The following is a 23,776-nucleotide window of genomic DNA, read 5'->3' on the forward strand; positions in this document are numbered from 1 at the left end:
GATGGAGGCCTCGATACCAAGGAGAACGTCGTCGCTGCCTGTCGGTATTGCAACAACAACCGACACAAGGGGAAGCGGCCGAAAGACGAGGTGTCCTATATGGAGCTTGTTCGATCGCGGATGGAGCGAGGTCGATGGCTATCCGTCACGTTGACGGATCCCAGAACGGGTACCGCGAGAGGCTTCATGTCATTCAAGCTTCCACTACGGGAAAATCCTGGCTCACAAGGATTCCGGTAGTTCCCTTGAAACGGGAGGTGCTGGCTCGCGAACTGAACGGTCCGCTGTTTTTTGCTGCCACCGCCCTCACTGAACCACATCAATGCAACCGCTTGGAGAAACAAATCGCGCTTGAAGAAGATTCCGTAAGTCATTGAAAAATGATTCGTTTCGAGTCGGAACGAATCAGCTTCGCACGTCTTTGAGTCGCGACCCCATTGATTCGGAGTAGGCGTCATGGCGACAGGACATCGTGCCCAGTGGAAGGGCTTCCTAAAGTTCGGCGAAGTGAGTTGCGGTGTCGCTCTGTACACGGCCGCCAGCACAACCGAGCGCATCACGTTCAATACCATCAACGCCAAGACAGGCAACCGGGTCAATCGCGTCTTCATCGACAGCGAGACCGAAGAGCGCGTGGAGCGCGATGCCCAGACGAAAGGCTTCGAGATCGACGACGAGCAATATATCATCGTTGATCCCGAGGAGGTGGCCGCGACGATCCCGGAAAGCAACAAGACGCTTGAAGTGCAGGCGTTCATCCCCTGCAGCGAGATCGATGACATCTATTTTGACAAGCCGTATTACCTCACGCCGGACAAGATGAACGCAGAGGCCTTTGTCGCCCTTCGCGAGGCCATGAAGAAGTCGAACGTCGCGGCAATCGCTCGTGCTGTGCTCTTCCGGCGAGTCCGGACGGTGCTCATTCGCCCGCACGGGAAGGGCTTGATCGCCACCACGCTTAATTACGACTACGAAGTCCGCTCGTCTAAAACGGCTTTCGAGGAGATACCGAAGCTGAAGATAGAAGGCGAGATGCTCGACCTCGCGAAGCACATTATTTCGACCAAGAGAGGCGAGTTTGACCCGGCGACATTTGACGACCGCTACGAAGCCGCATTGGCCGAGCTCGTTAAGGCGAAGTTGGAAGGCAAAGTTCTTCCCAAGCCGAAGAAGGTGGAGGTCTCGAAGCCAAACGATCTTCTGGCCGCGCTTCGCGAAAGTGCCGGGCTTCTAAAGGCTGGCGCGGCCGCCGACAACAAGCCGAAACGCACTGCTGCCAACGCCAACAAAGGCACCGGTCGGGATCGCGCCACGCGCGGAGTGGCCTCGAAAGCTTCCTCTTCCGGAGCTACTGCGCGTCGCAAGGCAAGCTAACAGGAGATAGACCATGGCTCCACGCTACTATTGGAAAGGGTATCTCAAGCTGTCGCTTGTCACCTGCCCCGTCGCGATGACCCCGGCCACGTCCGAATCTGAGAAAGTGCGCTTCCATACGCTGAATAAGGCGACTGGGAACCGCGTGGTTTCGCAGTACGTCGATTCAGTGACCGGGAAGCCTGTCAAGGACGAGAACGAGGCCAAGGGCTACGCCCGCGGCGAGAATGACTATGTCATCCTGACCGAAGACGATCTCGAGCGGGTGGCGCTGGACACTGTGAAGACGATCGACATCGAAAAGTTCGTGCCCGCCGACTCCATCGAGTGGACCTATCTCGAGAAGCCTCATTACCTGATGCCTGACGACCCGGTTGGCAACGAGGCGTTCGCCGTCATCCGCGATGCCATGAAGGCGGACAAGGTATTCGGCGTCTCAAAGTTGGTGATGGGCCGCCGCGAACGCGCCGTCATCCTGGAGCCGCGTGACGAAGGCATCGTCCTATGGAGCCTACGGTTCGGTGACGAGGTGCGGCCAGAGGATTCGTATTTCGAGGATATTGACGAAGAGGCGGATCCCGACCTCGTACCGCTTGTCCAGAAGCTCATCAAGCAGAGGTCGGCGCACTGGTCGCCGGAGATGGCTAGCGATCCGATCCAGACCAGCCTGCTCAAGCTCATCGAGGAGAAAAGGAAGGCGCTGAAACCGAAGAAGACCGCCAAGGGCAAGTCGTCTGAGATTGCAGCGAAGTCCAACGTCGTCAACATCATGGATGCTCTCCGGAAGAGCGTCGAAGCTGATCTCAAAGGTCGGAAGGCAGGGTAATGTCATGCATCTGACGAACACCAAAGTTGCCCACGAGAACGGCGGCTGGGGCGTTGACTTCCCTGGGGACGACGGCGATGTCGTTACCGTTCATGTCGCCGATGCTGCCTGTATCGATGAGGAGGAGGTCGTCTAGCGTGCCCGCGCGGTGATGGTCCAGTTAACGGCATTCGGCACGCGAAGTGGTGACCGAACCTCAATCAGTACGATGCCGTCAGCAACGGAAACTTCGATGACAAAGAGCCATTGCTGGGTACGCAGCACTAGCTGCAGAAGTCCCGTTTGCAGGCGGCGCACCATGAGGCATGTTCATTTATTAGAATTCTGATATCTTCCGCGCTCGAAGGAGAGTGAGCGTTATGTTTACCGCGAGTTTGATTCCGGAAGCCTATTACTGGGCGCGTTCAGCAAAGCACTTCGACGGGAAGCTCGCAGTCGTGCAAGTCTCGACTGTCTTCGGAGAAGATCCCAACTACTGGACCCTTGCACTGCCGGGCACCGACCAGCACGCAATGCCATGCGATTTCGAGATCATCGGACCAGTGGTACTCCCGGACGAGAACCCCTTGCGGCAAGCCGCCGAGTAGTATTTTCGACGCAACCGAAATGGTCCTAGTAGCAAGCCCGCGTGGTCGGATATTCAGCCCGCTGGAAGATGATTCTTCCTCCTACATTAGCGAACGCTTGCAAAGCCCGGCAAATCAGCTCACCTTCGCGCCCCATGACCGAGATCGCGCGACCGTCAGTGTCAGAGGATCATCCTGATCGGCAAATTCGATGCCAGGATGCTATGCAACTCGCGTTCGAGCGCCTCGTGGAAAGGGCAGCCGCTGCAGGCTGGTCTGAGCGCGAAGCTGTCATTGCTATTATCGATTTGGCAGACAACCACATGCTTTCGATAGCCGCCAACAACAAGACGAACGCGCTTCTCGATCTATTGAAGCGGATGACGTGAACCGCCAGTGCCAGGCTCCCCAATGGCGGAACATTTAGCTCGCGGCTCGATTACTCGTCCTCAAACATAGGAGGAAACAACCATGGACCACACCAGCCACATCCGCTTTGCGAGCTCCGTACGGCCCGACGCTTTCGATGTTTCTCACGGACCGAAACATAAAGATGGCGCTGCGCTACGCGGTGTCGTCCGCTTTAGTTCCCATGTCTTCTAGATCCCCGCCATCTGCCGAATTTTGCGCTTAAGAGAACCAGGTTCTTTTCCAATCAGCGTTCGCCCCGTTAAATATCCAGAAACCTCATCAGATAACAAAGCAAATGAAGCGTAAAACAAAATAACGACAGGCGAAAATATAAAAAGGAAACACAACATCGCGAGCCCTGGCCCGATCGATAACTCAGACGACAAAGTGGTCGCCAAGACAACAAGGGGAATCCAGGCAAGGACGGAAATTAAAAGCCCAGTTATTATAGCATAAAGGCCATATTTCTCTTCGTTTATCACTAAAATTCTTAGAAAACTAAAAACGTATCTTCGCATCTTCAGTCCCTTAGCGACTCTGGTAAGGCATTAGCGTCTTCAGTGGCGCGTCATGAACATACCACCTTACCCTGGTGGTAGAAACTATTTTGCGGTTAACGTCGACGTCGCCAAGTTATGAAATTGCGCAGACATCAATGCTCCGTATAAGTGAAATCATTGGACCCTACCCGTCATTTCATTCGCAGGTTTCCATGCGTATTATTGCTGCAGCCGCTTTTTGTTTATTTCTGACCAAAGTCGCAACCGTTTACGGCGCCGAAGATAGTCGCTCTTCTCATCAGGCGTTCAATGGGGAGGATAAATCCTGCTATGCCGTAAACCGTGCATACGAAAACATGCATAATACCGGGCGCTACAGCTATACCTTATCGGAATTGCAAGAAGATGGTCATCTCAGGCCTTACGTGGAACTGCGGGTGATAGACAATGTCGTCTATACCAAGTGGGAAAATGGCGTCTGGGATGAAAATAAGCGGCTGCCAATTCGCACCCCGCTCGATGCACATTCGGGGCTGCCAGTCTTCACGTCTTGTAAGGTGCTCGGCGACTCGCAAACCGAAGAAGGTCTTGCTTTTCACTACTCTGCACACTGGCACCGATACAAATGGAGTGCGGCGATAGAAATCTGGATATCGAAGACCTCAGGGAAATTCATCAAGACAATCATGCGCTACGATCAGGGTGCAGGAGAGCTGCCATTTCCAGTGGCTGTCCAAATTATGGATTATGACAGAGCCCACGCAAACAAGCCGACGCTCCCACCGGCCTGTTGGACCCTTGAATTGGAGACCCCGCCTGCCATCTGCATTGATCTCACCTCTCCGAGTCCAATCACGGTCCATTGACCCGCTTGGGACGAGCTGCTGGATATTGCCGCCGTCGCGCCTGCACCTTGTCGAAGACACCATCAAACGGATAGAGGAAGTTTTCACGCGCTATTTGAAGATCATGCAGCACCGCACCGCGCTCCTGTTGCGCAACTCCGGCTCGATTGCCTCCGACGAGGACATAGAAGAAGCTCTTCGGGATCTATATGATTGAGTGCGGCAAGACCCCACGATACCTTCGGATTCATCGTCCGGGGGCGGATGGAGCAGAACACCTATCTGCCGGTGCACGAGTTGGACGAAGATGGAGAGGTCGACGGGAATGGTTGACGGGCGTTGTGCTTGACAGACTCCGCCAACTCTCACTACCAAAGTACCCTGCCCCTTTGATTGAGTTTTTCAAGCATAGTTCGGGGCAAAGGCTCGACGTAAATGTTTAAAAACTTCGCCGGGGTGGATCTTTTCTTTCGCCTTCATAATCAGGCTTTCATCAAACGATACGAGAGCCATATCAGCGGTCCACCGCTCGATACGGTTATTTTGTCTATCTCCGTCTTGTTTCTTTGGGTGATCAGAGCAGGATTACTGGATCATGTCAGCCCGTACCTAAGGTGCATTTTGGTTATTCTGCCCAAATACTACTATGAACTGCCATGGCTGGCGGAAAACCATCCGGAGCAGGTCGCCCTTTACACATGTCTTTCGTTTTCTCTGATTACATTGACATTTACGAAAACACTATTGTTTTCGCTTTATATCATCTCATCGAAACTAGGCCAAGAAATTATAGTTGCCGATCCAAAGAGCTTCGTGAAAAAATCCTTGGTATACCTGCTCACATTCGTTTCTTTTATCTTTGTTATTCCTATTCCGATCTATGGTACAGGCGCTTCGACGACAGTTGTCGGAAATGCGTATTTTCTCACCTTTTTCAATATAGTTTTTCTATGGATGCTGAGCGGTGGGATCTCGGCGAACGTGTTGCTGGCCAAGAGAATCAAAAGGCCGAATAGGAGGGGATCGGAAGCTACTAGGCCGTGAACCTATACGTGCTTGATGACAGCGTTGGGTGGCAACCGCCATGCAATTCAGCTAGTCGTGGTCCATGCTTAAGTTTATAGAACTACAGCTCGGCCAAGGTTGGGTTGCCGAGCCAAACGCGCCCGAGCCGCAGGTTTCACCCGAGGCCTATCTTCGCGATATCCTCACGCGCATCGCCGACCATCCGATCAACAGGATCGAGGAATTGCTGCCCTGGAATTGCTCATTGCCAGCCGCGTGACTGCCACGCAAACAGTCTGCGGAGTTTAATCTGGAAAAAGCTCGTTACAACGGCGGGCGAAATTGACCACGACGTCGGCGTCCTTGTCGGCTATGGCTGCCAAGGAATCGACATGCTTTTGCATGTATGCCTCTGCGTCGGCCTTCGTTCGGTTCAACTTCTCAAAATCCGCTTCCGCTTTCAAAGCGAGTTTGTCGAACTTGGCCTTGTAAACTACGGATTTGCTGATCTCACCGGCGTCCTCATAGACTTTAGCCACGATCGCAAACATCGCTCCGCATTGAAACGGATACTCATTGCGTTTGGTATTCTCCCCAGCTTGGCCTTGGCCAAAACTCGGGTATGCGGCAACGATAAATAAAAGCGATAATAAAATAGACCGACGCAAAGCCGCTCCTTTCCCAGGACAACATTGTCATCGTAGCACTTTAACCAAAAGCAAGTCGACGTCTTCGACGAGGCATAAGCCCATTCCGGAGCCTGCTTCGCCTGTTCAGCCGCGGAACTCGATCTCCGCGATCAAGGTCGCCTTGATCCAGACGACATCGCGAGTCCCGGAGTAGAAGACAGGAGGCTGCCTTCGCTTCCATATCAGCATGTCCATCGTCGATCGGAGCTGGGCCATCTGCCACATGTTGAGGGCCTGTCCCGACCTGCCCGACATAGACCACACCCGATCGCCGCGATACGCACCAAGCGGGAGCGGTCGGAAGGCTCCCATCGATCGCTCGTAGCCGATGATGAAGGAGATTCCGATTGGATGCACTTGACCTTGATCCAGTCGCCTAGGGAAAGCGATTAGGGCGAGGTGCGGGAACCGCTCAAACTTCAGCCCGTCGGTCGGCCCAGTAGTGAAGAAGGCTCAGGCCGAAGCACGAATGAAGCCGACGCGCAGGATCGGTCTTAGCCAAGAGCGAGAGTGCACAAAAAGAAAGCCGTAGGCTGCTCATTCTCGAACCGTTCTACGCTAATTTGGATGGCGTCAGAAGCGAGCACCGCTCGAAACTAGAACATCGACGATTGCGGTCTCATTCCAGCTTTTAGCCATTGCAAGAGGTGTCTGATTGTCTGGCCCTAATGCCTCCTTGTTCGCGCCTAGCTTGATCAGCAACGAGACCAAATCAGGACGGCTGGCAAAAACCGCAACATGCATAGGCGTCGATCCGAACTCATTCTTTGCGTTCAGATCTGCTCCGCTCTCAGCAATGGCTATAACCGCCTCTGGATTCTTCGCGCTGATCGCAACGTGAAGCGGCGTATAGCCATCGTAGCAACGAACGTACGGTCCGGGTGGATTTTGCAGCAGCCTTTTGACGTCCGCGGCGATCGCGCTTTGCATCTTGTTCACGTCGCACAAGCCCTCCATACTTTGAGCACTTGCGGCGCTGGAGAACGCGGTTATGACCCCTGCTGCGATCATAGATCTAAGCACAGTCACCACCCCCGAGCACCTTGAAACATTACTGGTAATGGCCCTGCCAGAAACAGGAACAACAGTAGCGCGGCCACAACTAAAATGATCGGCCGCAGCTCCCATAGCGTCTTCAACTTCTTCAGCATTTACTCCCCTCGAGCATTGAAACCAATGCACCACCCACTTCTTCACAACCTGAACGGGCACCGCAACCCTGTTCAAATGGAATGTTCCAGAGTACATTGCGCCGAGGTTGCCAACAAAGCCACGGAGAGCTTTGCCTGACCTCTTTGTAGCAGATGCCTGGACTTAGAAGGCCAGACATCGGACGCCGACACACCCCCGCGCTGCACCCTCCCAATTGCGATAAGCACTTTACTCAGCGCTTATGTTGCGAGGTATAGACTGCTTTAGATTACCCCAATATTAACGATATCCTGACTTTCGTAATCTGCGGATGAGCACCATTTAATCTTCCAGCTCGTAAACGGTCGCGTCGTCCTGCAGCGCCCGCAGCCCTTTGTAGCTGGAATCCCGCAGCTTGTTGTCGCCAGTCCAGCCGCGGATCTCAATCTCAGGAATGAGGGTCGGCTGAATCCAGACGACATCACGCTTTCCGGAGTAGAGGACAGGGGGAGCTTTCCGCTTCCACAGCAGCTTGTCCATCTTAGATCGGAGCTGGGCCATCTGTTGCATCTTGAAGCCCGTCCCGACGTGACCGACATAGACAACCTCGTCGCCGCGATAGGCGCCGAGCATAAGAGATCGAAAGCCGCCTGTCGTTGATGATCGCTCGTAGCCGACAATGAAGAAGCTCTCGGACTGGATGCACTTGACTTTGACCCAGTCGCCCAGGCGGCCGGATCGATAGAAGCTGTCGAGCCGCTTGGCCACGATGCCCTCAAGTCCGTGATCGCAGGATGCCCGAAAGATCTCGGCGCCGGTCGCGTCGAAGGATTCCGAGAACCTGATCGCGGATTCCGGTCGGCCGGAGATCAGCTCCTCGAGGAGATGACGGCGCACGCGAAGCTCGGTCTTCGTGAGGTCGTGGCCGTCCAGATAGAGCAAGTCGAAGGGCATGAACTGCGCGCCGGAAACCTTCTTCCCGGCTCGGCCGCCGAGCGAGGCCTGCAGGAGATTGAAATCGCTCCTCCCGTGCTCGTCATACATGACCGCCTCGCCGTCGATGATCGCAGATGCAACGCCCAGCGCCCTCCCCCCTTTTTCTATTTCCGGAAAGCGGGAGGTCCAGTCGTGGCCGTTCTTCGTCAGGATCCTGATGCCCGACGGTTCGATGTAGATCGCCAATCGATAACCGTCCCATTTGATTTCATAGGCCCACCGCGGCCCCTCAGGCGGCTTCGGCTTCAGGAGAGCAAGACAAGGTACGATCCGGCGAGGCATGGGATCGAGCAGAAGGTTCGGCTGCGCCGGATCCCGGCGGCGCCGGGGCTTCGACCGAGCGAGACCATCGGTGTCCTGAAGAAGCGGTTTTGACGGCGGCTTGGACATGGGACAATTCAGCCCGAAAAACGTTAAGAAGCTGAGATGAGCAGATTCACAGAGACCGAAACCGCGCTACTTGATCGCCTCCGCGCCCTGAAGGCAGCGCCCGACATGTCGATCTTCCTTGTTCGACATCGGCGTGCCGATGAATGCTGCAGGCTACTCCCGGGAGGAGATAATGGCCGTCCTGGATGCGCTCGAACAGGACAAAATCGTAAAGCGGAGTGCTGCTCGCACCTGGGTGAGAAGGCTGATTAGTCGCTATTGTTTGCCAGCAATAAGATTATGGGGTCCATACTGTACCGCGCTCGGGTAAACCCTCGCCAGTCCGCCATCATATCTAGGGAGGGCGCATCGGAAGCGATTTTGTTGAGATTTTCTTGGGTGCAGTCGATGGGATATAGCCCTTCCGAAAGGTTTCGCCATGTGTATTCGCAATCAAGCTCGATTTCTCTAAGTGCTGTCACATATTCTAAAATTGAAGACGCCAACATGTTGCCTGGCTCCAAATTGCCGTGCTGTGCGAAGTAGAACTGCTTTCCAATATTATCGAGCTTGTTTTTGATCGTTGCGTTCGGCGTGAGCATCGTCGCGACCATCGCGACCTGCAGGCAGTGGTATCCGCCAAATTGGTGGTGCAACGCGATCCATTCACGGTCACTCGAAAGCGGTGGAACGCTTTGCAAGAATGCCAAAACGGGCACCACATGTATGGCTCGACGCTCCTCCTCCTTGGTCGGAAATTGGTGTAGCGAGGCGACGTCGTCGCGGAAAAAGAGATCGCCTGTGTGCGAAAAGAGGTTCGACGGCAGGCTACGCACCGGAACTTTGCCTTTATCGCGAAAGCGCGACAACACCTCTTCCGTAATGATCATGGTATTAACCTCACACCATCATACATCAACCAATACGGTGAGAAAAACCTCTGGCACGCGTAGCCAAATGCCGCAAGTGAACCTTAGCTTCGTCGGGAGCTGTTTGTGGCCGTTGACGATCTCGGCAAGCGTGCTGGTCAGCGAAGCGAGCGGATCGACGGCATCTGTTGGACTCAAACTGATCGAGCGATTACGAATTGATCGAAGTATACCACCTTGCTTCGCTACCAAATCCCATTAACCCTTGCACCACGGCCGAGGCGTCGGCGGGCAACTCGTTCTGCCGCACACGAATGGCACTGCGAGGCCCTCGCTGATCAGAATGCTGCCAACGTCCTTCCCGTCAACCAGCAGTGTGCCGCAATAGCGCCCATGGTTGCACTTCTTCGTACCCTCGGTGCCCGGCGCACACGCGCACGCCACCTTCGTCAGTCGGACAGTGCCATGGGCAACAAGTTCCCGAAGTCGGGCCGACGCCCGCTCTCCCTGTTGGCGTTCGTACTCGCATTCGGGTGAGAACTTCTCCGGCGTGTTGAACCCGACCAGGCGTGTGCCAGCCGCCTCGCCTACCACGTGGACGGTATCTCCATCGGTCACCGTGAATTCCTGCTGCTGCGATACCCGCATTGTGGTCGGAGACGACTGAAATTGTTCTCGCCCAAGGTCGAACACCTGCAGACCGACGGTCACGGCCGCCACCACCACGAAGCCAATGGCCAAGTTTCGGAGATGCCACTTCAACCGCCTGCCTGTCCGGCCGAAATGAAGCCAAAATGATTTCCTTGCCCGATGGGCAGTTGGACGCCTGGTGGCAGTTTGTGGCGGCATCGCAATTACATTGCTTGGTCGCCCGAGAATTTCGAAGACCTTCTTCCATTGTTTGTCCGACAGACGAGCCTGCCCTTGCGACCGCTCAAGCCGGGAATGGATGTCCGTCAGGAAATTGCGCTGCCAGGCCGTCAACCTCTGGCGCTGCAAGGCTTGCTGAATGTCACTTCGGAGATTTCCGGCCGGGTCCATCGCGCTCACTGCCGTATCTAAAAGACTACAGCCTAAACCGGAGGCAGCAAAAAATCGTAAATGCGACAGACGCGGACCTCAATCCGTCTTCCCGCATTTTCGACTGGACCAGTTGCATTGTCACGTGGCATAAAATTGCTACAATCAGAACGCGAAGAAGCAAACAGATATGGGAGCCATCAAAATGGACCAGCATATTGGCGATCTGATCGTAACCGAAATGACGATAACCGGCAGTGATGTGACGGGCGTTACCCACGTCAAACCAGGCGGCCAACTTATTGCCTCGGGTGGCCTTTCAGGTGGACTGAAGATCGAAGCAGGCGCTAACGCAGTTGTTTCTGGCGAGGTGGGCCGCAACGTTCATAACGATGGAAACCTCGTGTTGAGCGGGAAAGTTCTGGGGAGAATCTTGGGGTCGGGCACGGTTGTCAAGAGTGCAGGCGCGACCGTGTCCGGCGACGACCGCCCTCTTGACGCTGAATAGCGTGGCTTTGCCTAAAGAATAGGTGGTTCTGCGGCAGCCGCAAGGTCTACAAGTGGCGCGAGGCCGAAGCTGCCGGAGCCTCTCACGGATCAGGAGCGCGTCCGCGTTCGGCCGATACCGTTGAAAAACTCGATGGAGTAGCCGCTCGTCTGGTGGTTTCGGCCTTTTGCGCAGGGGGTTATCAGTAGATGCCCTGCGCTCGTGCGCAGGGTATTGGTTTGTGCCGCCTTTATGCGGCGATGACGCCGCACGGCGGCCTTGGTGGCCTGAGTTTCGCCAATCTTCTGAGGTTCTGGGCGGTTGCTGCAAGCAAGAATTCGTCCCGCGCACCACATGGACCTCGCAGCCTCAAACGCGCCATGCGGAGAATTCGCTTGAGGTGAGCGAAGAGCATCTCGACCTTCTTGCGACGATGCCGGGACTGCTCATATTGGGGTGTGGCAGCAATCGCTCGGGCTACATCGCGGGCATCTTCGTTGAGATCACGCGGTATTTTGCGCATGGGCATGTTCGGACAGCATCTCTGCTTGAGTTTCGCAGGCGTCGCAGTCTTTCTTTTTTGCCCTATAGAGCCGCGTACCTTCGGCAGTGATCCCCGATCTTGGCTTCTCGTAGGTTCGATGGAATTGCTTCAATTCCTTTCCCGCCGGGCAGATGTAAAGCCCGTTGTTGTCGTCCCAGGCGAAGTCCGCTCGTGAGAACGTGCCGTCCGTCCGGTTCGATTTGTCGAAGACAGGAATGTGCGGCGCGATCTTCTTTTCCTTGACCAACCAGGCCAGATTATCGGCAGAACCATACGCACTGTCGGCGGCAAGATAGTCTGGCCTCAAGCCGAAGCGGTTCTCGGTCCTGTCGAGCATCGTACGGGATGCTCCGACCTCGGCCTGGCGAATAGCCCGTGTCGCCTCCACATCAAGAATGACGCCATGGTCGGTATCAATCAGATAGTTGGTTGCGTAGGCGAAGAAGGCATGGCCTTTGTGGGCACCGGTCCATTGAGCTGCAGGGTCGGATGGTGAGATGAACTTCGGCGTGACCGATGAGGCAGCACCGAAAGCCGCGTCATCCAGAACCGCCAGATATTCCTTTACAGAGCGGCCAGCGTCTTCTTTGGCTTCCCATTCAGAGCCAGGCACCGAGCGCTGCTTGTTGGCGTCCGCTGCGATCAGGCTGGCGTCGACCGCAAATCCTTCCGCGCCGACCAGTCCCTGCGCAAGGCAGCGCTCCACCACTGTCTCGAACATATGCCGCAGGATGTCGCTCTGCCGGAACCGGCCATGGCGGTTCTTCGAGAAGCTGGAATGGTCCGGCACCTTCGCGTCCAGTCCGAGGCGGCAGAACCAGCGATAGGCAAGATTGAGGTGAACCTCTTCGCAAAGCCGCCGTTCCGAGCGGATACCCATGGAGTAGCCGATGATCAGCATCCGCATCATCAGCTCCGGATCAATCGAGGGACGACCGGTACCGCTGTAGAAAGGTCTCAACTGCGCTCGCACGCTGTCGAGTTCGAGATGACGGTCGATCCCGCGCAGCAGGTGGTTGGCGGGAACGTGATCATCAAGGCAGAAGTCGTAGAAGAGCTGCGCCGGAGCCGCCTGACATCCCATCATTCGCCTAATCCCCTGCAAATCACTCAGAGGATTGAATCACGCGTCTCAAGCACCGGCAATGCGTAGTTTTTCAACGGTATCGGCCCATTGCGGTCGTTGATTATTGCCTGGTTCACGGATAGCCTTAGCGCCCCGATGGTCTAAGTTACACAAAGTGGGTCACGCGTTGCTGAGGAGGTTTTTGGTACTCGTAATCGCTGCCCTTCTTGCTCCTGTTTTCGCAGGTGCGGTAAAGTCTTATGGCTGCATTTCAAGTATCACCGGCGATCAGGTTCCTTTGGCAGCCAGGAACGCGTATCTGGAGAAACTGACGGTGACAAAGCGTGCAGGGGCGCGTGATTTGAACTTCGTGAAATGCGGAGTTCCCGATGAAGTTCCCGCTTACTTCTATGGAATCGCTGCAGGGACTGAGTGGAAAGTTTTCTGCGCGTACATTAAAAATGGAAGCGTGCTGACTTCTGAAGAGTTCAGTATCAACAGATGCAAAGCAACACGGAACTGGGAACTCGTCGACGAAGGGTTTCCGAAGCCAGCCCATGGCTCAGGCTATGACAGCCTTTTGTGATGTGTTCGCCGCACTGGGATGACGCTTCTGAGCGCTAATCCATCACATCGCAACCGCGTCTGCATCTGCCTTCGCAAGAAGGCTATAAGAGTGAATTATCTGCGCTCCCAAAAAACAAGAACATTATTTCACGAGGCATTCATGAAAGGTTCGACTAAGCCAAAAAAATTGCGGGTTTTCTTCGCGATTTTTGTTTGCTCCTGGTTTTTGCTTGGCTTTGTTTCGTCGGCTGTGGTGATCGGTTCCAATTTCATTCCGTCTGCCGAGTGGTTGGCACGGACAAATCCTCTGCGTGTCATTGTGGGCTCCCTTTCCGCCGCGCTTTTTGTCTGGATTGCTTGGAAAGGTGGCGCAGGAATGAGCAAACTGAAGCGCGTCCTCGGTGTCATAGTCGGCCCGTTTTTGGGTTATTTCATGGGAGGCAGTATCCTGTTCATCTGGCCGTTGCTGCTCCCACTGATCGCAGGCGATGTAGTTGCGCTTCCCTTCACGGTACACGGACTAGCCGATCGCCTGGGAAAGAACTGCTACTCTGCAGTGACGTTGGAGGAGACGCCTTTTCTTGTCGGCCAGGTGTGCAACGTCCCTGATGACATCAGATCACGCCTGTCACCGGGCATCGGCGTCTTCGTACGCGGCTGGGGAACGCGTCTCGGGGTGTACGCGCACGACTTGAGCCTGACCTGATCGGACCGATCCGGAGGGTAACGTCCTTGAGCTGAACAAAGACCTTGTAGTCGATAGTGGCGGGAAACTGCCAGCAGGTGGTCCGCTCTCGGTCCTGTGCGGACTTAACGCTTGAGCGGAAAACACCTGTAGTCTACCATCGAACGGTGGACGCCCATCCGAACTTGCCACCGGGTTGAAGGGCAATCAGCGTTTTTTGACGGCCATGTCAAACAAGGTCGAAGTGTAATCGGCGGACTTCGACAACGACATTGGATCGTCTTATGCTGAACGCTTCTTTTAGGTTTTCACCGTCGAATATCGCCGCTCTCAAAAAGGACCTGCGTAACAGGTATGCGCATATCAAGTCCTCGCACCTCGACGAGGCGATTGCGGCATCGTTGGGGTTCAAATCCTATGCTGCGATGCGCCCGGTTCTTCACGAAGTCAGTAAGCACGCCCGGTTGGTCGTGAACACGAATCATCTGCTTCTCGTGCTGCGCTTAGAGGAACTGGGATACCGGGATATAGCTGTTGAGGAATTGCGTCGTCTAATTTGGAAGATCGACTTTCCAGAAGCCCTGCATGACGACCGGCTGGAAAAGGCGATACAAGAGCGAAGGCGACCGGCCGCTGCCAACGGCTAGCAACGTCCGTTTGTTTGCCTTGACGTAAAGCTGGATTGAGCAATTCGCCATCCTCCTTCGGTGTTTTTGCGGCTTTTCGTGAATGTACTATTTCGAGCGTGGGAGTTTTTACCACCCCAGGCTTATCGCAATGCCATCAACATCAGGGTGGCGTCCAACTCTTATCGTCTTTTGCAATCATCAACGCCATGGCGAGAGTGAGCAGAAAGATCGTCCCGGACGATGGAACCAGGAGTGCGATCCTACGGAGTCTGACAGAGGTCGAACCAGCAAAGTCCTTCTGCTGCGATTGGCCTACCGCTTGACGCTGACATCTTTGTGGCACACATCGCTGCCGTGTTCTATGACCCCGGCCATTCGGCGAAGCGGATCGCGGCCGCGTTCGGCGAGCGTTCCCTTTGAGGTAGGTTGAAGCCCCATCGGCAATCTCGCAATCCATCCAATCATGCCTTTTGCGTCAGGGTGGCATTTGCTACCTAATTCAGAAATCATTCTGATGTTCTGGGGACGTGCATGCCAATCCACTTTAGCTTTCGGCCAACCTTCTGCTTAATTGCGGCAGTCCTTTTTTTATCCATGATTGCTGCCGTTCCGGCGGACGCAAACCAGCAGCCTCCCGAAGAGCGGCCGATGGATTTTGTTCTGGTACATGATGCCAACTGCAAAGAAACCTGTACTCAATGGATATCTGCCGAAGGCGCGATTACGTCTGATACGCCCAGGCGATTTAAGGCTCTGCTGAAGACCCTCAAGGATCGAAAATTACCTGTCGTCTTTCAGTCTTACGGCGGCGACGTCGTTGCTGCTCTCTCCATTGGACGCATGATTCGAGCGGCCGGGCTCGAAACCGCAGTCGGCAGGACCAAACTGAGCGATTGCCCGATGCTTGAGCCGCGCTGCTCACAAAAGATCGTCAAGAATAGCTGGTCAGTAGGCGAAGTACATGGCGGAGGGGCCTACTGTTTCTCAGCCTGCCCGCTTCTCATAGCTGGCGGCAAGGTCCGCGCTGCGGCTGAAACTTCCGATATCGGCCTTCACCAAATAACGAATGGCCGCAAAGGTGCTAGTTATGGAACGGCAGGAAGAAGAAACCTGGATGCAATTTCGACAAAGTCTGATCCCGCGTTAAAGCGGATGCTATCTGCGTATCTGGACGAAATGGGCGTCAGCCGAGACGATGTTTTCGCCATGATGGGACTAGCGACGCCTGATGGCCTCTATCGCGTCCAAACCGCCGAAGCACTGAGGTCCGGACTAATTACGAAAGTTTTCTCTGACACCGAAGAGCCGGGCTATGCAATTCATGCAGCCGATCCTCAGGCATCCGAAGGCGTCGTGGAGTGAGTATCCGCTGGTTCAAGAGTGATGTTGACATACAGCGGGGGATCAAAAATGCGGGATGATGAAGGCACCCCGAGTATCTCGCGTGGTATTTTGAGAGTCGGGACCCTCTGCGTGGTTGTTGTTCTGACCGCGTATTTTCTCTGGGATATGTTCAGCGAGGCCGCTGCTCTCAGGCGGCTGGCGGCGACGGCCAAAAACTACAGTTATACGGAGAAATGCGATGCCAATGGCAATTTGGTCGCCACAGGAGACCCTAATTGCGTTGATCTGAATCATTATGTGTTCGTCTATGGTCCCGTCAGCAGGGCATTTCGCAGAGCTTGTTCAGGGAAGGCGGCGGCGTTGCTTTCATTTGAGGAAGGGAAAGTAGCAAGAACCGAGATCAACACCGTCGAAAAGATGTTGCAATTTCGAGCCAGGAACGGAGTGAATTCCCCGTGCTGGCCACACAACTCGCGACAATGACCAGGAACACATCGTCGGCATTCACGCCGGTCGGGCTAGCTGTTCGCGGTCCGGCAACTCACGAGATTGTATAAACGCTCGGAGATGGAGCGCATACCCGCGTCAAGGACTGTCCATCCGATGACGACGAGGAATATGTCGCCGCCGTAAAAGCCTGTGGCGATGCAATTAGCAGGCAGATTGCTCCGGAACAATTTCAGGAAGCGCTTTTGCGTGCGGCCGATGAGGCTGGGATCGCTGCATCAACAGTCGTTCACTGAGGACAATTGGTAGTAATAGGCCCTGATTCTATCGATTTGGATACAAAAATTCATATCCACCCTGTGCTTCATCGGGCGCTGAATGTTCAAGACGAGCCTCAGAGGTCGAATGCGTGACCGGTTATCCGTCGCAGATCGGACGAATCTGCTCCTCGCGAGGAAGACCGAGTCTGGCACCTGCGGGCACGCGGCAGGAAGATCAATACTGACCTGCCGCTGTCATCATTGGAGCGCAAGGACGCCAAAATGAACCGCCACGGCTGTCTTGGATGTCATCCTGCATAGGCGAAATAAACCTTACCCCTACCCGGATCAACTATCGTCACACTGCCGCCCGGTCCATAGGTATAAAATGATACACTTGACTGGATCGACTGGTTGGCTTCCTCATCGCGCCCTTGCTCAATTGAGATAGTGAAGCCGTACTTTTCCAGGTATTCAAATATCGTTGGGGGGTGGTGCTTTGGACGCTCTATTGCCATCATATCCGGATCACGGTCGTAGTGATGCCATTGGCCTATAGCTGTTTCGTCACCACTATCGTCGACCGGCGTTTCACGCCACGCTCCTTTTGCTCCCTCCAGCATATTGCCCAGCTGGCTGCCTTGTTTCCGTGCCCACTCTGCGCTGTCATCGGTCATCCGATAGACGACGAATCCGGTCTCGTTGTCCCCGGGCATGAAGCCGACGCCCCAAGCTTCCTCCAGACGATATTCGATCTCAGCCACTTCGAGTGGTTCGGGAACGCGTGCGAGAACGGAGTTTCGCTCCCCAATTTTGATGGCAACATAGGGCAATGCGATAGCCGCCAGACCCAAACCTATAATGAGAGTTCTCAGGAGGCGCTGATCAGGTCGCGTCCGTCGCCACATGCGTCGCAGCCCCAGAAACAGAATTGCGATAGCTGCTATGAACAGCAATGCGCAAATGAGGAGCACACCCAATATAACAGCTGCAAAATTCATACGTGCTCGTGGGTTGTCGCGGACATGATTGGAATTCTCAAATGAAGTGCGGACATTAAAATCAGTATGATGAGCGTGGGCGACAGGCAGGTCGGAAAAGCGGTAAATCGTCAGGCATTCGGAGCACAGCAATCTTGCCACAAGATAGCCCTCCAAGTAGCAGGTTTAGCTTACCCATGAAATCTGGTTCGACCCCGAACCTGATGCTCAAATGCTTCCTGGTCTTTGTCTTGCTGGCCCCATGGGTGATGGTTTCAGGGCTCTCCTTACACCAGGGGCGGTAAAGGTCGCCGAGCTGACGGGGCATAGCCAATTTCGACGCCATGACCAAATATTGGAAGTTTCAAGGCTGGGGCGAGTACGAGGCGGAACATCCGCAAGATCACGAGCCCTATCCAGAAGAATGGGCAGCAATTCAGCGCACTTTTCTCGATGGCCGAAATTGAGGTGGGTTCTGCAGTCGACTGCAGCAGTCCAACCTTTGTGACCGAATTCTTTCTAATGAAAATTCCGGCTCTTCACCCTCAGTGTGTCGATATGCAAATCGGGGATGAATATGTCCCGCGACTTCATTCCCGGGCCTGACGGCTCGCGCGAATCCGGTCTGCTGGGCGAACCGTGGGCGAATTCGTCGCCCCTCCCCGTCGGCAGTCTAAATTCGGTATCGCGATCCGCCAGTCCGGTCAGACTCTCGGAAAGATCGAATAGCTGTTGGGCGACCAAGTGGACCACATCCCCTTCCCTCTGAATGCGGCCATTGATCGCCAGCATGGAGGCTCCGAGCGCAACTCGCCTCGACCGCTCAAACAGCTTGGGCCAGATGACCACATTCGCGACACCCGTCTCATCTTCAACGGTCATGAAAATCACGCCCTTTGCGGAGCCAGGACGCTGGCGCACCAGAACCAGGCCTGCCGCCATCAGCCACCGACCATCGCGAGCTGACATCGCTTCCGAACAGGTGACGATCCAGCGTTCTGCGAGTTCTCGGCGAATGAAGCTGACCGGATGCTCTCGCAACGTCAGCCCGGTATGCCCATAATCCAGGACGACGTTGTGACCCTGTGTCATCTGTCGCAATTCTACCGACGGCTCCTTTTGCTCGGCAATCGTTCTTGCCTCGCGTTCGGCGGCGGCCGAAAAAAGCGGTAACGGCTCGTCTCTCAATGCCTTGATTGCCCAGAGAGCATCGCGCCGTTCCAGTCCAATAGACGGGAAAAAGGCGTCGGCCTCGGCCAGCTCGACCAGCGATGCAGCCGGGACGCCTGACCGCCGCCATATGTCGTCGACGCTGTCGAAAGGCCGATCGGCACGGGCAGCAACGATCCGTGCAGCGTCGGCAGTGGCGAGGCCCCGCACCATCCGCATCCCAAGGCGAACGGCGTGTCCGTCGGAGCCCTCAATAGGTTCGAGGGTGCAATCCCATCGTGATTGGTTGATGCAGACCGGCCGAACTTCAACACGATGTTCCCGTGCATCACGCACGATCTGGGCCGCGGCATAAAACCCCATCGGCTGCGAGTTCAGCAGAGCCGCGCAAAAGACATCGGGGAAATGGCATTTGATGTAGCTGGATGCATAGGCGATCAACGCGAACGACGCGGCATGGCTCTCGGGAAAGCCATAGGAACCAAAACCTTCGAGCTGGCCGAATGTCTTCTCCGCAAATTCGGGCGTATACCCGTTTCGGATCATCCCGGAGATGAGCTTGTCCTTGAAGCGGCTCACGCCACCCGTGAACTTGAAAGTCGCCATGCTCTTTCGGAGCTGGTCTGCTTCCCCACCCGTGAAGCCTGCGCAGACCATCGCAACTTTCATAGCGCTCTCTTGAAACAGTGGCACGCCGAGCGTCTTGTGAAGCACGGCTTCCAACTCGGGCGTTGGGTATTCGACCTTCTCCTTGCCTTCCCGGCGTCGAAGATAGGGATGCACCATGTCGCCCTGGATGGGACCCGGCCGGACGATGGCCACCTGGATCACGAGATCGTAGAAGGTCCGGGGCTTCATGCGCGGCAGCATCGACATCTGCGCCCGGCTTTCGATTTGGAATGTGCCGAGCGTGTCGGCCTTGCGGATCATGGCATAGGTCGCCGGGTCCTCCTGCGGGATCGTAGCCAGATTGAGATCGATTTCCTTCTCCTGAGCGAGGAACGCAAAGCTCTTCGCCATGCAGGTCAGCATGCCGAGGGCCAGCACGTCTACTTTCATGAATTTCAACGCTTCGATGTCGTCCTTGTCCCATTCGATCACCTGCCGATCCACCATGGAGGCCGGTTCGATAGGCACCAAGTCGTCGAGACGGTCGTGGGTCAACACAAAACCGCCAGAGTGCTGACCTAGATGGCGTGGGGCTCCCATGAGCTGCTGCGCCAATTGAAGCGTCAGCGCGAGACGCCGATCTTCGGGGTTGAGATTGAGGTCCCTCACCTGCTTTTCGCCGACTGCTTCCGACCATGCCCAGACACCCGATGACAGAGCCTTGATGAGGTCTTCGGGCAGGCCGAGCGCCTTGCCGACATCTCGGATCGCACCCTTGCTTCTATATCGCGTGACCGTGGCACATAGAGCTGCCTTGTCGTGGCCATAGGTCCGGTAAATCCATTGGATGACCTCTTCCCGACGCTCGTGCTCGAAGTCCACATCGATGTCCGGCGGTTCGTCGCGTTCTCGAGACACAAAGCGCTCGAACAGCAGGTCATTGGTTTCCGGATCGATGGACGTGATGCCGAGCACGAAACAGACGGCCGAGTTCGCAGCCGAGCCGCGCCCCTGGCAAAGGATGCCTTGGGATCGGGCGAAGCGGACGATGGAGAAAACCGTCAAAAAATAGGGGGCGTAGCGCATCGTCTCGATGAGAGCGAGTTCGTGGTTGATGATCTTGTCAACATGTTCCGGCAGCCCCTCGGGATAGCGATTGGGGATGCATTCGCGGACATAGTGCTCCAGCGATTGCTGGGCATCCATTCCTGGCACGATGGCTTCCTCCGGATACTGGTAGGTCAGCTCTTCCAGGCTGAAGCGGCAGCGATTGACGATTTCCATCGTCCTGGCGAGCGCCTCCGGATAGCGCTGGAAGAGACGCTCCATCTCTTCAGGTGGCTTCAAAAACCGGTCAGCATGGCGCTCCCTCTCAAAACCGACATCATCGATTGTGGTCCCCGTGCGGATGCAGGTGACCACGTCCTGGAGCTGGCGGCGGCCGGGCTCGTGGAACAGAACATCATTGGTGACGACGGTCTTCACCCGGTGCCGAGCGGCCAGGTTCGAAATTTGATGCAGCCGCATCTGATCGTTCGGCCGTCGGCGCAGGCATAGCGAAACATAGGCCTGATCGTCGAAAACTTCGGCCATCTTTCGGAGCTGGATCGCGCAGGTCTCGTCCGGCAGGTCCGGCACAAGGATTCCAATCAGACCTTCGGAATAGAGCGCGACATCGTCAAGGGTCAGGATGCATTTAGCTTTGCCACCCCTGCTTTTGCCGAGCGTCAGCAGCCGGGTCAGGCGCGAGTAGGCAGCCCGGTTCGTCGGGTAGACCAGGATCGACATGCCGTCCTGCAGATCAAGGCGACAACCGACGACGAGGCGAACGCCCGTCGCTCGTGATGCTTCCAGTGCTCGGACGATACCGGCAAGGCTGTTTCGGTCGACCACGCCGAGCGCTTCAATGCCTAGTTCTTTAGCCGTCGTGAACAGCTCATCTGCGGACGACGCTCCGCGAAGGAAGCTGAAATTCGTGGTGACCTGGAGTTCGGCGTATCTCATGCGAAAACCCCATGGATGTACCATCGATACGATCCGGTATCCGCGTCAACGCCGTCACCAGATCGGTAAATCCAGTAGCGCTCGCCAATCTCGTCTTCGACCGTGAAATAATCACGGACGGCGGCCCATTCAGACGTTCGCTGCCACCATTCCCCGAAGATGCGTTCAGGCCCGTCGGCGCGCTTCACCCGCCGCCGTTTGCCGCGCCAGGTAAACCAGACGGGCGGATGGTCAGGCAGCAGAGCCATGACTTCAATCAATTCCGGGCGGTCCATCAGGCGAACCGGCCGTGGCCAGACCGATGGCCAAGTTTGCCCAACCTCTGCGGCAACAGGCGATATACGCTGGACTGAGCGCTCCGGAACATCGCTGGCGACCGGTGCCATGCGATAGATGCGATAGGTTCCCCTGTTGCCGAGCACATCGATGAATGCGCCCACATCGACCGTTGCATCATCTATCAGGTTGGATGCGATCTGCCTGTCATCCAGCGGCTCAACCACCGTCGCCGCTAGACTCAGCTTCTCGATACCGAAACCGGGATCAATCTTCTCGATGCGGTCATGCAACAGCTTGGTCAGCCAGCCGACATCACGCACAGGCTTAGCTGTCCCTGCCCTGAGTGCCTGGATCGTGTTATCGACACGGTGGACGATCAGGTCGGTCCGGCGGACGCCCAACCCCTTGGCCTGCAGTTCTCGACAGAGCTTCGTGACGAGACGAGAAAGATATTTGGCGATAGTCTCAGCTGCGCCAATCGGCTCAGCGAAGTCTCGATGGACTTCGATGATCTCGGGACATCGGATAGGGTCAATGGGCTCGGCGACCCGGCCAAACATCTGATCAACACGGCGAGCGGTTTCCGGGCCGAAACGAAGCGTCAGTGGTGCACGAGGCATCGCAGCCAACTCGCCGACTGTTTTGAAGCCAAGCATGCGAAGACTCGATATCGTTTCGGCATTCAGCCGCAGTGTCGAGAGGGGAAGTCGTGCAACGGCATCGGCTGTCTTCCCTGCTGGAATGACCTTGGCTTCCGCCGTTATGGATCGCGCAAGGCCGTATGCTGCTCCCCAAGTATCAGCAACGACAGCACGGGCTGGCAGACCGCGTGCTCGAAACCGGTTCACGAGACCGGACAACATAAGCTCTTCACCACCTTGAAGATGGTCGGCTCCCTCGGTGTCCATCACGATGCCATCCGGCGGATCGGCTGCCACGACGGGCGAGTATTGAGACAACGTCCAGAGCGTCAGACGTTCGAGAGCGGCAAGATCAGCGGCGGGATCGGCATCTACCATGTGGACACTCTGGACCAATGCCTGCGCCTTCGCAGCGGCCATGCCAACGTGAAGGCCGAGCTTAGCAGCATTCCCGTCGACGGCCGACAGCCACCGCTTCGAACCGCTGCGTGCAACAACGACGAGCGGCGTCTCAACCGGTATGGACGGATCGGCGCGTCTGATCCGATCCGTCGCCAGCGTCGGAAAGAAGACTGATACGACCCTGGGCATCGCATGCACCTATTTCAAAATCCGCACTTTCACCTGCCTTGACTCTCATCAACTCCGCGAGCCACCGTGCCCGGCCGATGCCCGGCACAGGTAGCTGCTCTGACGGCAGGACGGATATCCGCCATCGTGTCGCCGCTGACGTCGGATGACCGAAGTCTCCAGCCTCCGTCTGCCGCCGCCATCGTCGGATTAGCAGGCCTATGGTTCCGGAGCCCTCGGCGGCAAGCTGCAGACGGCGCGAAACCACCATTGGCAGGCGCACCGTTTCTCCAACCACCGCTCCGAGACCACCGAAACGAAGAGCTTCCTCGAAGCTTTCGAGCACATAGTCTTCCTTGATGGCTTCGATATAGATCACCCGATCAGGATGGAGGCCGACCTGAGCAAGTGCCGGAGCGAACAGGTCTGGGCGGGCGAGACACCAAACCACTTTACCCTTGGTCCGAGCAGCAATCCCGGCTGCAAACAGGGCAGCCGCAGCGCCGTCGACCGCCCCTGCTCCGCCACCTGCAAATTCGTGGATCGCGCCATAGGCCAGCCCACCTCCCGGAAGTCGGTCGTCGATTTCGCAGACTCCGAAGGGCAGAACCGTCTTCGGACGGGTCACCGCTCCTTCGAGGTGCTGGATGCGATCTCGAAGATCCGAGATGATCTGGTTCGCGCCGCTCTGCGCCATTCGGAGCCTTCATCAAAATCAGGTTTTCATTTCGTCAGGAAGAAAGCATGTTCCCTATTTGTTCCTTTTGCAATATGAGTCAATGTGCATGTAGTGGCGAGTAGCGAATGAACTACAACCTACCGGGATGCCGTGGAGCCCAGTTTTGAATGAATTCAATCGCATAGTTCAGAACCGTCACCAGGCGCTGAAAATG

24 protein-coding genes and 5 pseudogenes are annotated in these 23,776 nt (G+C 55.9%); 17 read left to right on the top strand and 12 right to left on the bottom strand.

Translation table 11 applies throughout. The features are described from left to right. The 7 genes and pseudogenes from CO660_RS33665 to CO660_RS32595 all read left to right on the top strand — a co-directional run. The coding region (locus CO660_RS33665; RefSeq protein ID WP_245421253.1) for a hypothetical protein at positions 1 to 377 on the top strand (377 nt) is incomplete at its 5' end. A 79-nt stretch (positions 378 to 456) separates the two neighbouring features. Then, positions 457 to 1,374 carry a Ku protein gene (locus CO660_RS00005; protein WP_097596848.1) on the top strand — a complete coding sequence of 306 codons (918 nt, stop codon included), beginning with the start codon at positions 457 to 459 and terminating at the stop codon, positions 1,372 to 1,374. Positions 1,375 to 1,387: 13 nt separating this feature from the next. Then, the gene (locus CO660_RS00010) at positions 1,388 to 2,200 is read left to right on the top strand and encodes a Ku protein (protein WP_097596849.1); all 813 of its coding nucleotides are present in this window, start codon (positions 1,388 to 1,390) and stop codon (positions 2,198 to 2,200) included. Between the two features lie 4 nt (positions 2,201 to 2,204). After that, positions 2,205 to 2,467: pseudogene (locus CO660_RS00015) on the top strand (hypothetical protein). Between the two features lie 92 nt (positions 2,468 to 2,559). Continuing rightward, the gene (locus tag CO660_RS00020; protein WP_097596850.1) at positions 2,560 to 2,787 is read left to right on the top strand and encodes a hypothetical protein; all 228 of its coding nucleotides are present in this window, start codon (positions 2,560 to 2,562) and stop codon (positions 2,785 to 2,787) included. 203 nt (positions 2,788 to 2,990) lie between these two features. Continuing rightward, positions 2,991 to 3,155 carry a hypothetical protein gene (locus CO660_RS00025; protein WP_245421254.1) on the top strand — a complete coding sequence of 55 codons (165 nt, stop codon included), beginning with the start codon at positions 2,991 to 2,993 and terminating at the stop codon, positions 3,153 to 3,155. A gap of 734 nt (positions 3,156 to 3,889) precedes the next feature. Next, entirely contained in the window at positions 3,890 to 4,543 is a 654-nt protein-coding gene (locus CO660_RS32595; RefSeq protein WP_141504742.1) for a hypothetical protein, read from the top strand. Here CO660_RS32595 and CO660_RS34255 read toward each other — a convergent pair. Next, positions 4,530 to 4,655: a hypothetical protein gene (locus CO660_RS34255; RefSeq protein WP_280952970.1), complete on the bottom strand. Its 126-nt coding sequence runs from the start codon at positions 4,653 to 4,655 to the stop codon at positions 4,530 to 4,532. The genes CO660_RS32595 and CO660_RS34255 overlap by 14 nt on opposite strands. Here CO660_RS34255 and CO660_RS33670 point away from each other — a divergent pair. The 3 genes and pseudogenes from CO660_RS33670 to CO660_RS33100 all read left to right on the top strand — a co-directional run. Beyond that, positions 4,605 to 4,855 (top strand): annotated as a pseudogene (locus CO660_RS33670) (hypothetical protein). The gene CO660_RS34255 and the pseudogene CO660_RS33670 overlap by 51 nt on opposite strands. A gap of 102 nt (positions 4,856 to 4,957) precedes the next feature. Further along, positions 4,958 to 5,566 (top strand): hypothetical protein, encoded by a 609-nt coding sequence (locus tag CO660_RS00035; protein ID WP_176536201.1) that lies wholly within the window; start codon positions 4,958 to 4,960, stop codon positions 5,564 to 5,566. 133 nt (positions 5,567 to 5,699) lie between these two features. Continuing rightward, positions 5,700 to 5,807 (top strand): annotated as a pseudogene (locus tag CO660_RS33100) (transposase domain-containing protein); the annotation flags it as partial. 25 nt (positions 5,808 to 5,832) lie between these two features. Here the strand turns inward: CO660_RS33100 and CO660_RS00045 are convergent. The 6 genes from CO660_RS00045 to CO660_RS00065 all read right to left on the bottom strand — a co-directional run bounded on the left by CO660_RS00045 (position 5,833) and on the right by CO660_RS00065 (position 10,622). Further along, a complete protein-coding gene (locus tag CO660_RS00045) occupies positions 5,833 to 6,195 on the bottom strand; it encodes a hypothetical protein (RefSeq protein WP_141504744.1) in 363 nt (120 codons plus the stop codon). A 105-nt stretch (positions 6,196 to 6,300) separates the two neighbouring features. Then, positions 6,301 to 6,573 (bottom strand): hypothetical protein, encoded by a 273-nt coding sequence (locus CO660_RS33105; RefSeq protein WP_097596854.1) that lies wholly within the window; start codon positions 6,571 to 6,573, stop codon positions 6,301 to 6,303. A 216-nt stretch (positions 6,574 to 6,789) separates the two neighbouring features. Further along, on the bottom strand, positions 6,790 to 7,146 hold the full coding sequence (locus CO660_RS33110; RefSeq protein ID WP_245421262.1) for an ankyrin repeat domain-containing protein: 357 nt from the start codon (positions 7,144 to 7,146) through the stop codon (positions 6,790 to 6,792). A gap of 543 nt (positions 7,147 to 7,689) precedes the next feature. Then, positions 7,690 to 8,733, bottom strand: a complete 1,044-nt coding sequence (gene ligD / locus CO660_RS00060; RefSeq protein ID WP_097596856.1) for a non-homologous end-joining DNA ligase — start codon at positions 8,731 to 8,733, stop codon at positions 7,690 to 7,692. Between the two features lie 248 nt (positions 8,734 to 8,981). Further along, positions 8,982 to 9,602: a hypothetical protein gene (locus CO660_RS32600; RefSeq protein WP_141504746.1), complete on the bottom strand. Its 621-nt coding sequence runs from the start codon at positions 9,600 to 9,602 to the stop codon at positions 8,982 to 8,984. Between the two features lie 237 nt (positions 9,603 to 9,839). Next, on the bottom strand, positions 9,840 to 10,622 hold the full coding sequence (locus CO660_RS00065; protein ID WP_097596857.1) for a thermonuclease family protein: 783 nt from the start codon (positions 10,620 to 10,622) through the stop codon (positions 9,840 to 9,842). Between the two features lie 184 nt (positions 10,623 to 10,806). Between CO660_RS00065 and CO660_RS00070 the strand changes: the two genes are divergently transcribed. Continuing rightward, entirely contained in the window at positions 10,807 to 11,109 is a 303-nt protein-coding gene (locus CO660_RS00070) for a hypothetical protein (RefSeq protein ID WP_141504748.1), read from the top strand. Between the two features lie 229 nt (positions 11,110 to 11,338). Here CO660_RS00070 and CO660_RS00075 read toward each other — a convergent pair. Continuing rightward, positions 11,339 to 12,719, bottom strand: a pseudogene (locus tag CO660_RS00075) (IS1182 family transposase). Positions 12,720 to 12,900: 181 nt separating this feature from the next. Here CO660_RS00075 and CO660_RS32605 point away from each other — a divergent pair. The 6 genes and pseudogenes from CO660_RS32605 to CO660_RS00100 all read left to right on the top strand — a co-directional run bounded on the left by CO660_RS32605 (position 12,901) and on the right by CO660_RS00100 (position 16,666). Next, positions 12,901 to 13,284 (top strand): hypothetical protein, encoded by a 384-nt coding sequence (locus CO660_RS32605; protein ID WP_141504752.1) that lies wholly within the window; start codon positions 12,901 to 12,903, stop codon positions 13,282 to 13,284. 90 nt (positions 13,285 to 13,374) lie between these two features. Next, on the top strand, positions 13,375 to 13,971 hold the full coding sequence (locus CO660_RS32610) for a hypothetical protein (protein ID WP_141504754.1): 597 nt from the start codon (positions 13,375 to 13,377) through the stop codon (positions 13,969 to 13,971). 263 nt (positions 13,972 to 14,234) lie between these two features. Next, on the top strand, positions 14,235 to 14,597 hold the full coding sequence (locus CO660_RS00085; protein WP_097596860.1) for a hypothetical protein: 363 nt from the start codon (positions 14,235 to 14,237) through the stop codon (positions 14,595 to 14,597). A 513-nt stretch (positions 14,598 to 15,110) separates the two neighbouring features. After that, entirely contained in the window at positions 15,111 to 15,941 is an 831-nt protein-coding gene (locus tag CO660_RS00090) for a hypothetical protein (protein ID WP_097596861.1), read from the top strand. A gap of 48 nt (positions 15,942 to 15,989) precedes the next feature. Then, the gene (locus CO660_RS00095; protein WP_141504756.1) at positions 15,990 to 16,406 is read left to right on the top strand and encodes a hypothetical protein; all 417 of its coding nucleotides are present in this window, start codon (positions 15,990 to 15,992) and stop codon (positions 16,404 to 16,406) included. Then, positions 16,403 to 16,666, top strand: a pseudogene (locus CO660_RS00100) (DUF982 domain-containing protein). Before CO660_RS00095 ends, CO660_RS00100 begins: the two are co-directional and overlap by 4 nt. 272 nt (positions 16,667 to 16,938) lie before the next feature. Here the strand turns inward: CO660_RS00100 and CO660_RS00105 are convergent. The 4 genes from CO660_RS00105 to CO660_RS00125 all read right to left on the bottom strand — a co-directional run bounded on the left by CO660_RS00105 (position 16,939) and on the right by CO660_RS00125 (position 23,580). Then, positions 16,939 to 17,772, bottom strand: a complete 834-nt coding sequence (locus CO660_RS00105) for a hypothetical protein (protein WP_245421255.1) — start codon at positions 17,770 to 17,772, stop codon at positions 16,939 to 16,941. Positions 17,773 to 18,129: 357 nt separating this feature from the next. Next, the gene (locus tag CO660_RS00115; RefSeq protein ID WP_097596864.1) at positions 18,130 to 21,393 is read right to left on the bottom strand and encodes an error-prone DNA polymerase; all 3,264 of its coding nucleotides are present in this window, start codon (positions 21,391 to 21,393) and stop codon (positions 18,130 to 18,132) included. Continuing rightward, positions 21,390 to 22,904 (bottom strand): DNA polymerase Y family protein, encoded by a 1,515-nt coding sequence (locus tag CO660_RS00120; RefSeq protein ID WP_097596865.1) that lies wholly within the window; start codon positions 22,902 to 22,904, stop codon positions 21,390 to 21,392. Before CO660_RS00120 ends, CO660_RS00115 begins: the two co-directional genes overlap by 4 nt. Further along, complete coding sequence (locus tag CO660_RS00125) at positions 22,825 to 23,580, bottom strand: ImuA family protein (RefSeq protein WP_097596866.1); 756 nt, start codon at positions 23,578 to 23,580, stop codon at positions 22,825 to 22,827. The genes CO660_RS00120 and CO660_RS00125 overlap by 80 nt, the downstream gene beginning before the upstream one ends. Positions 23,581 to 23,776: the final 196 nt, after the last annotated feature.

The organism is Rhizobium sp. L9 (assembly GCF_002531885.1).
Taxonomy (GTDB): Bacteria; Pseudomonadota; Alphaproteobacteria; order Rhizobiales; family Rhizobiaceae; genus Rhizobium.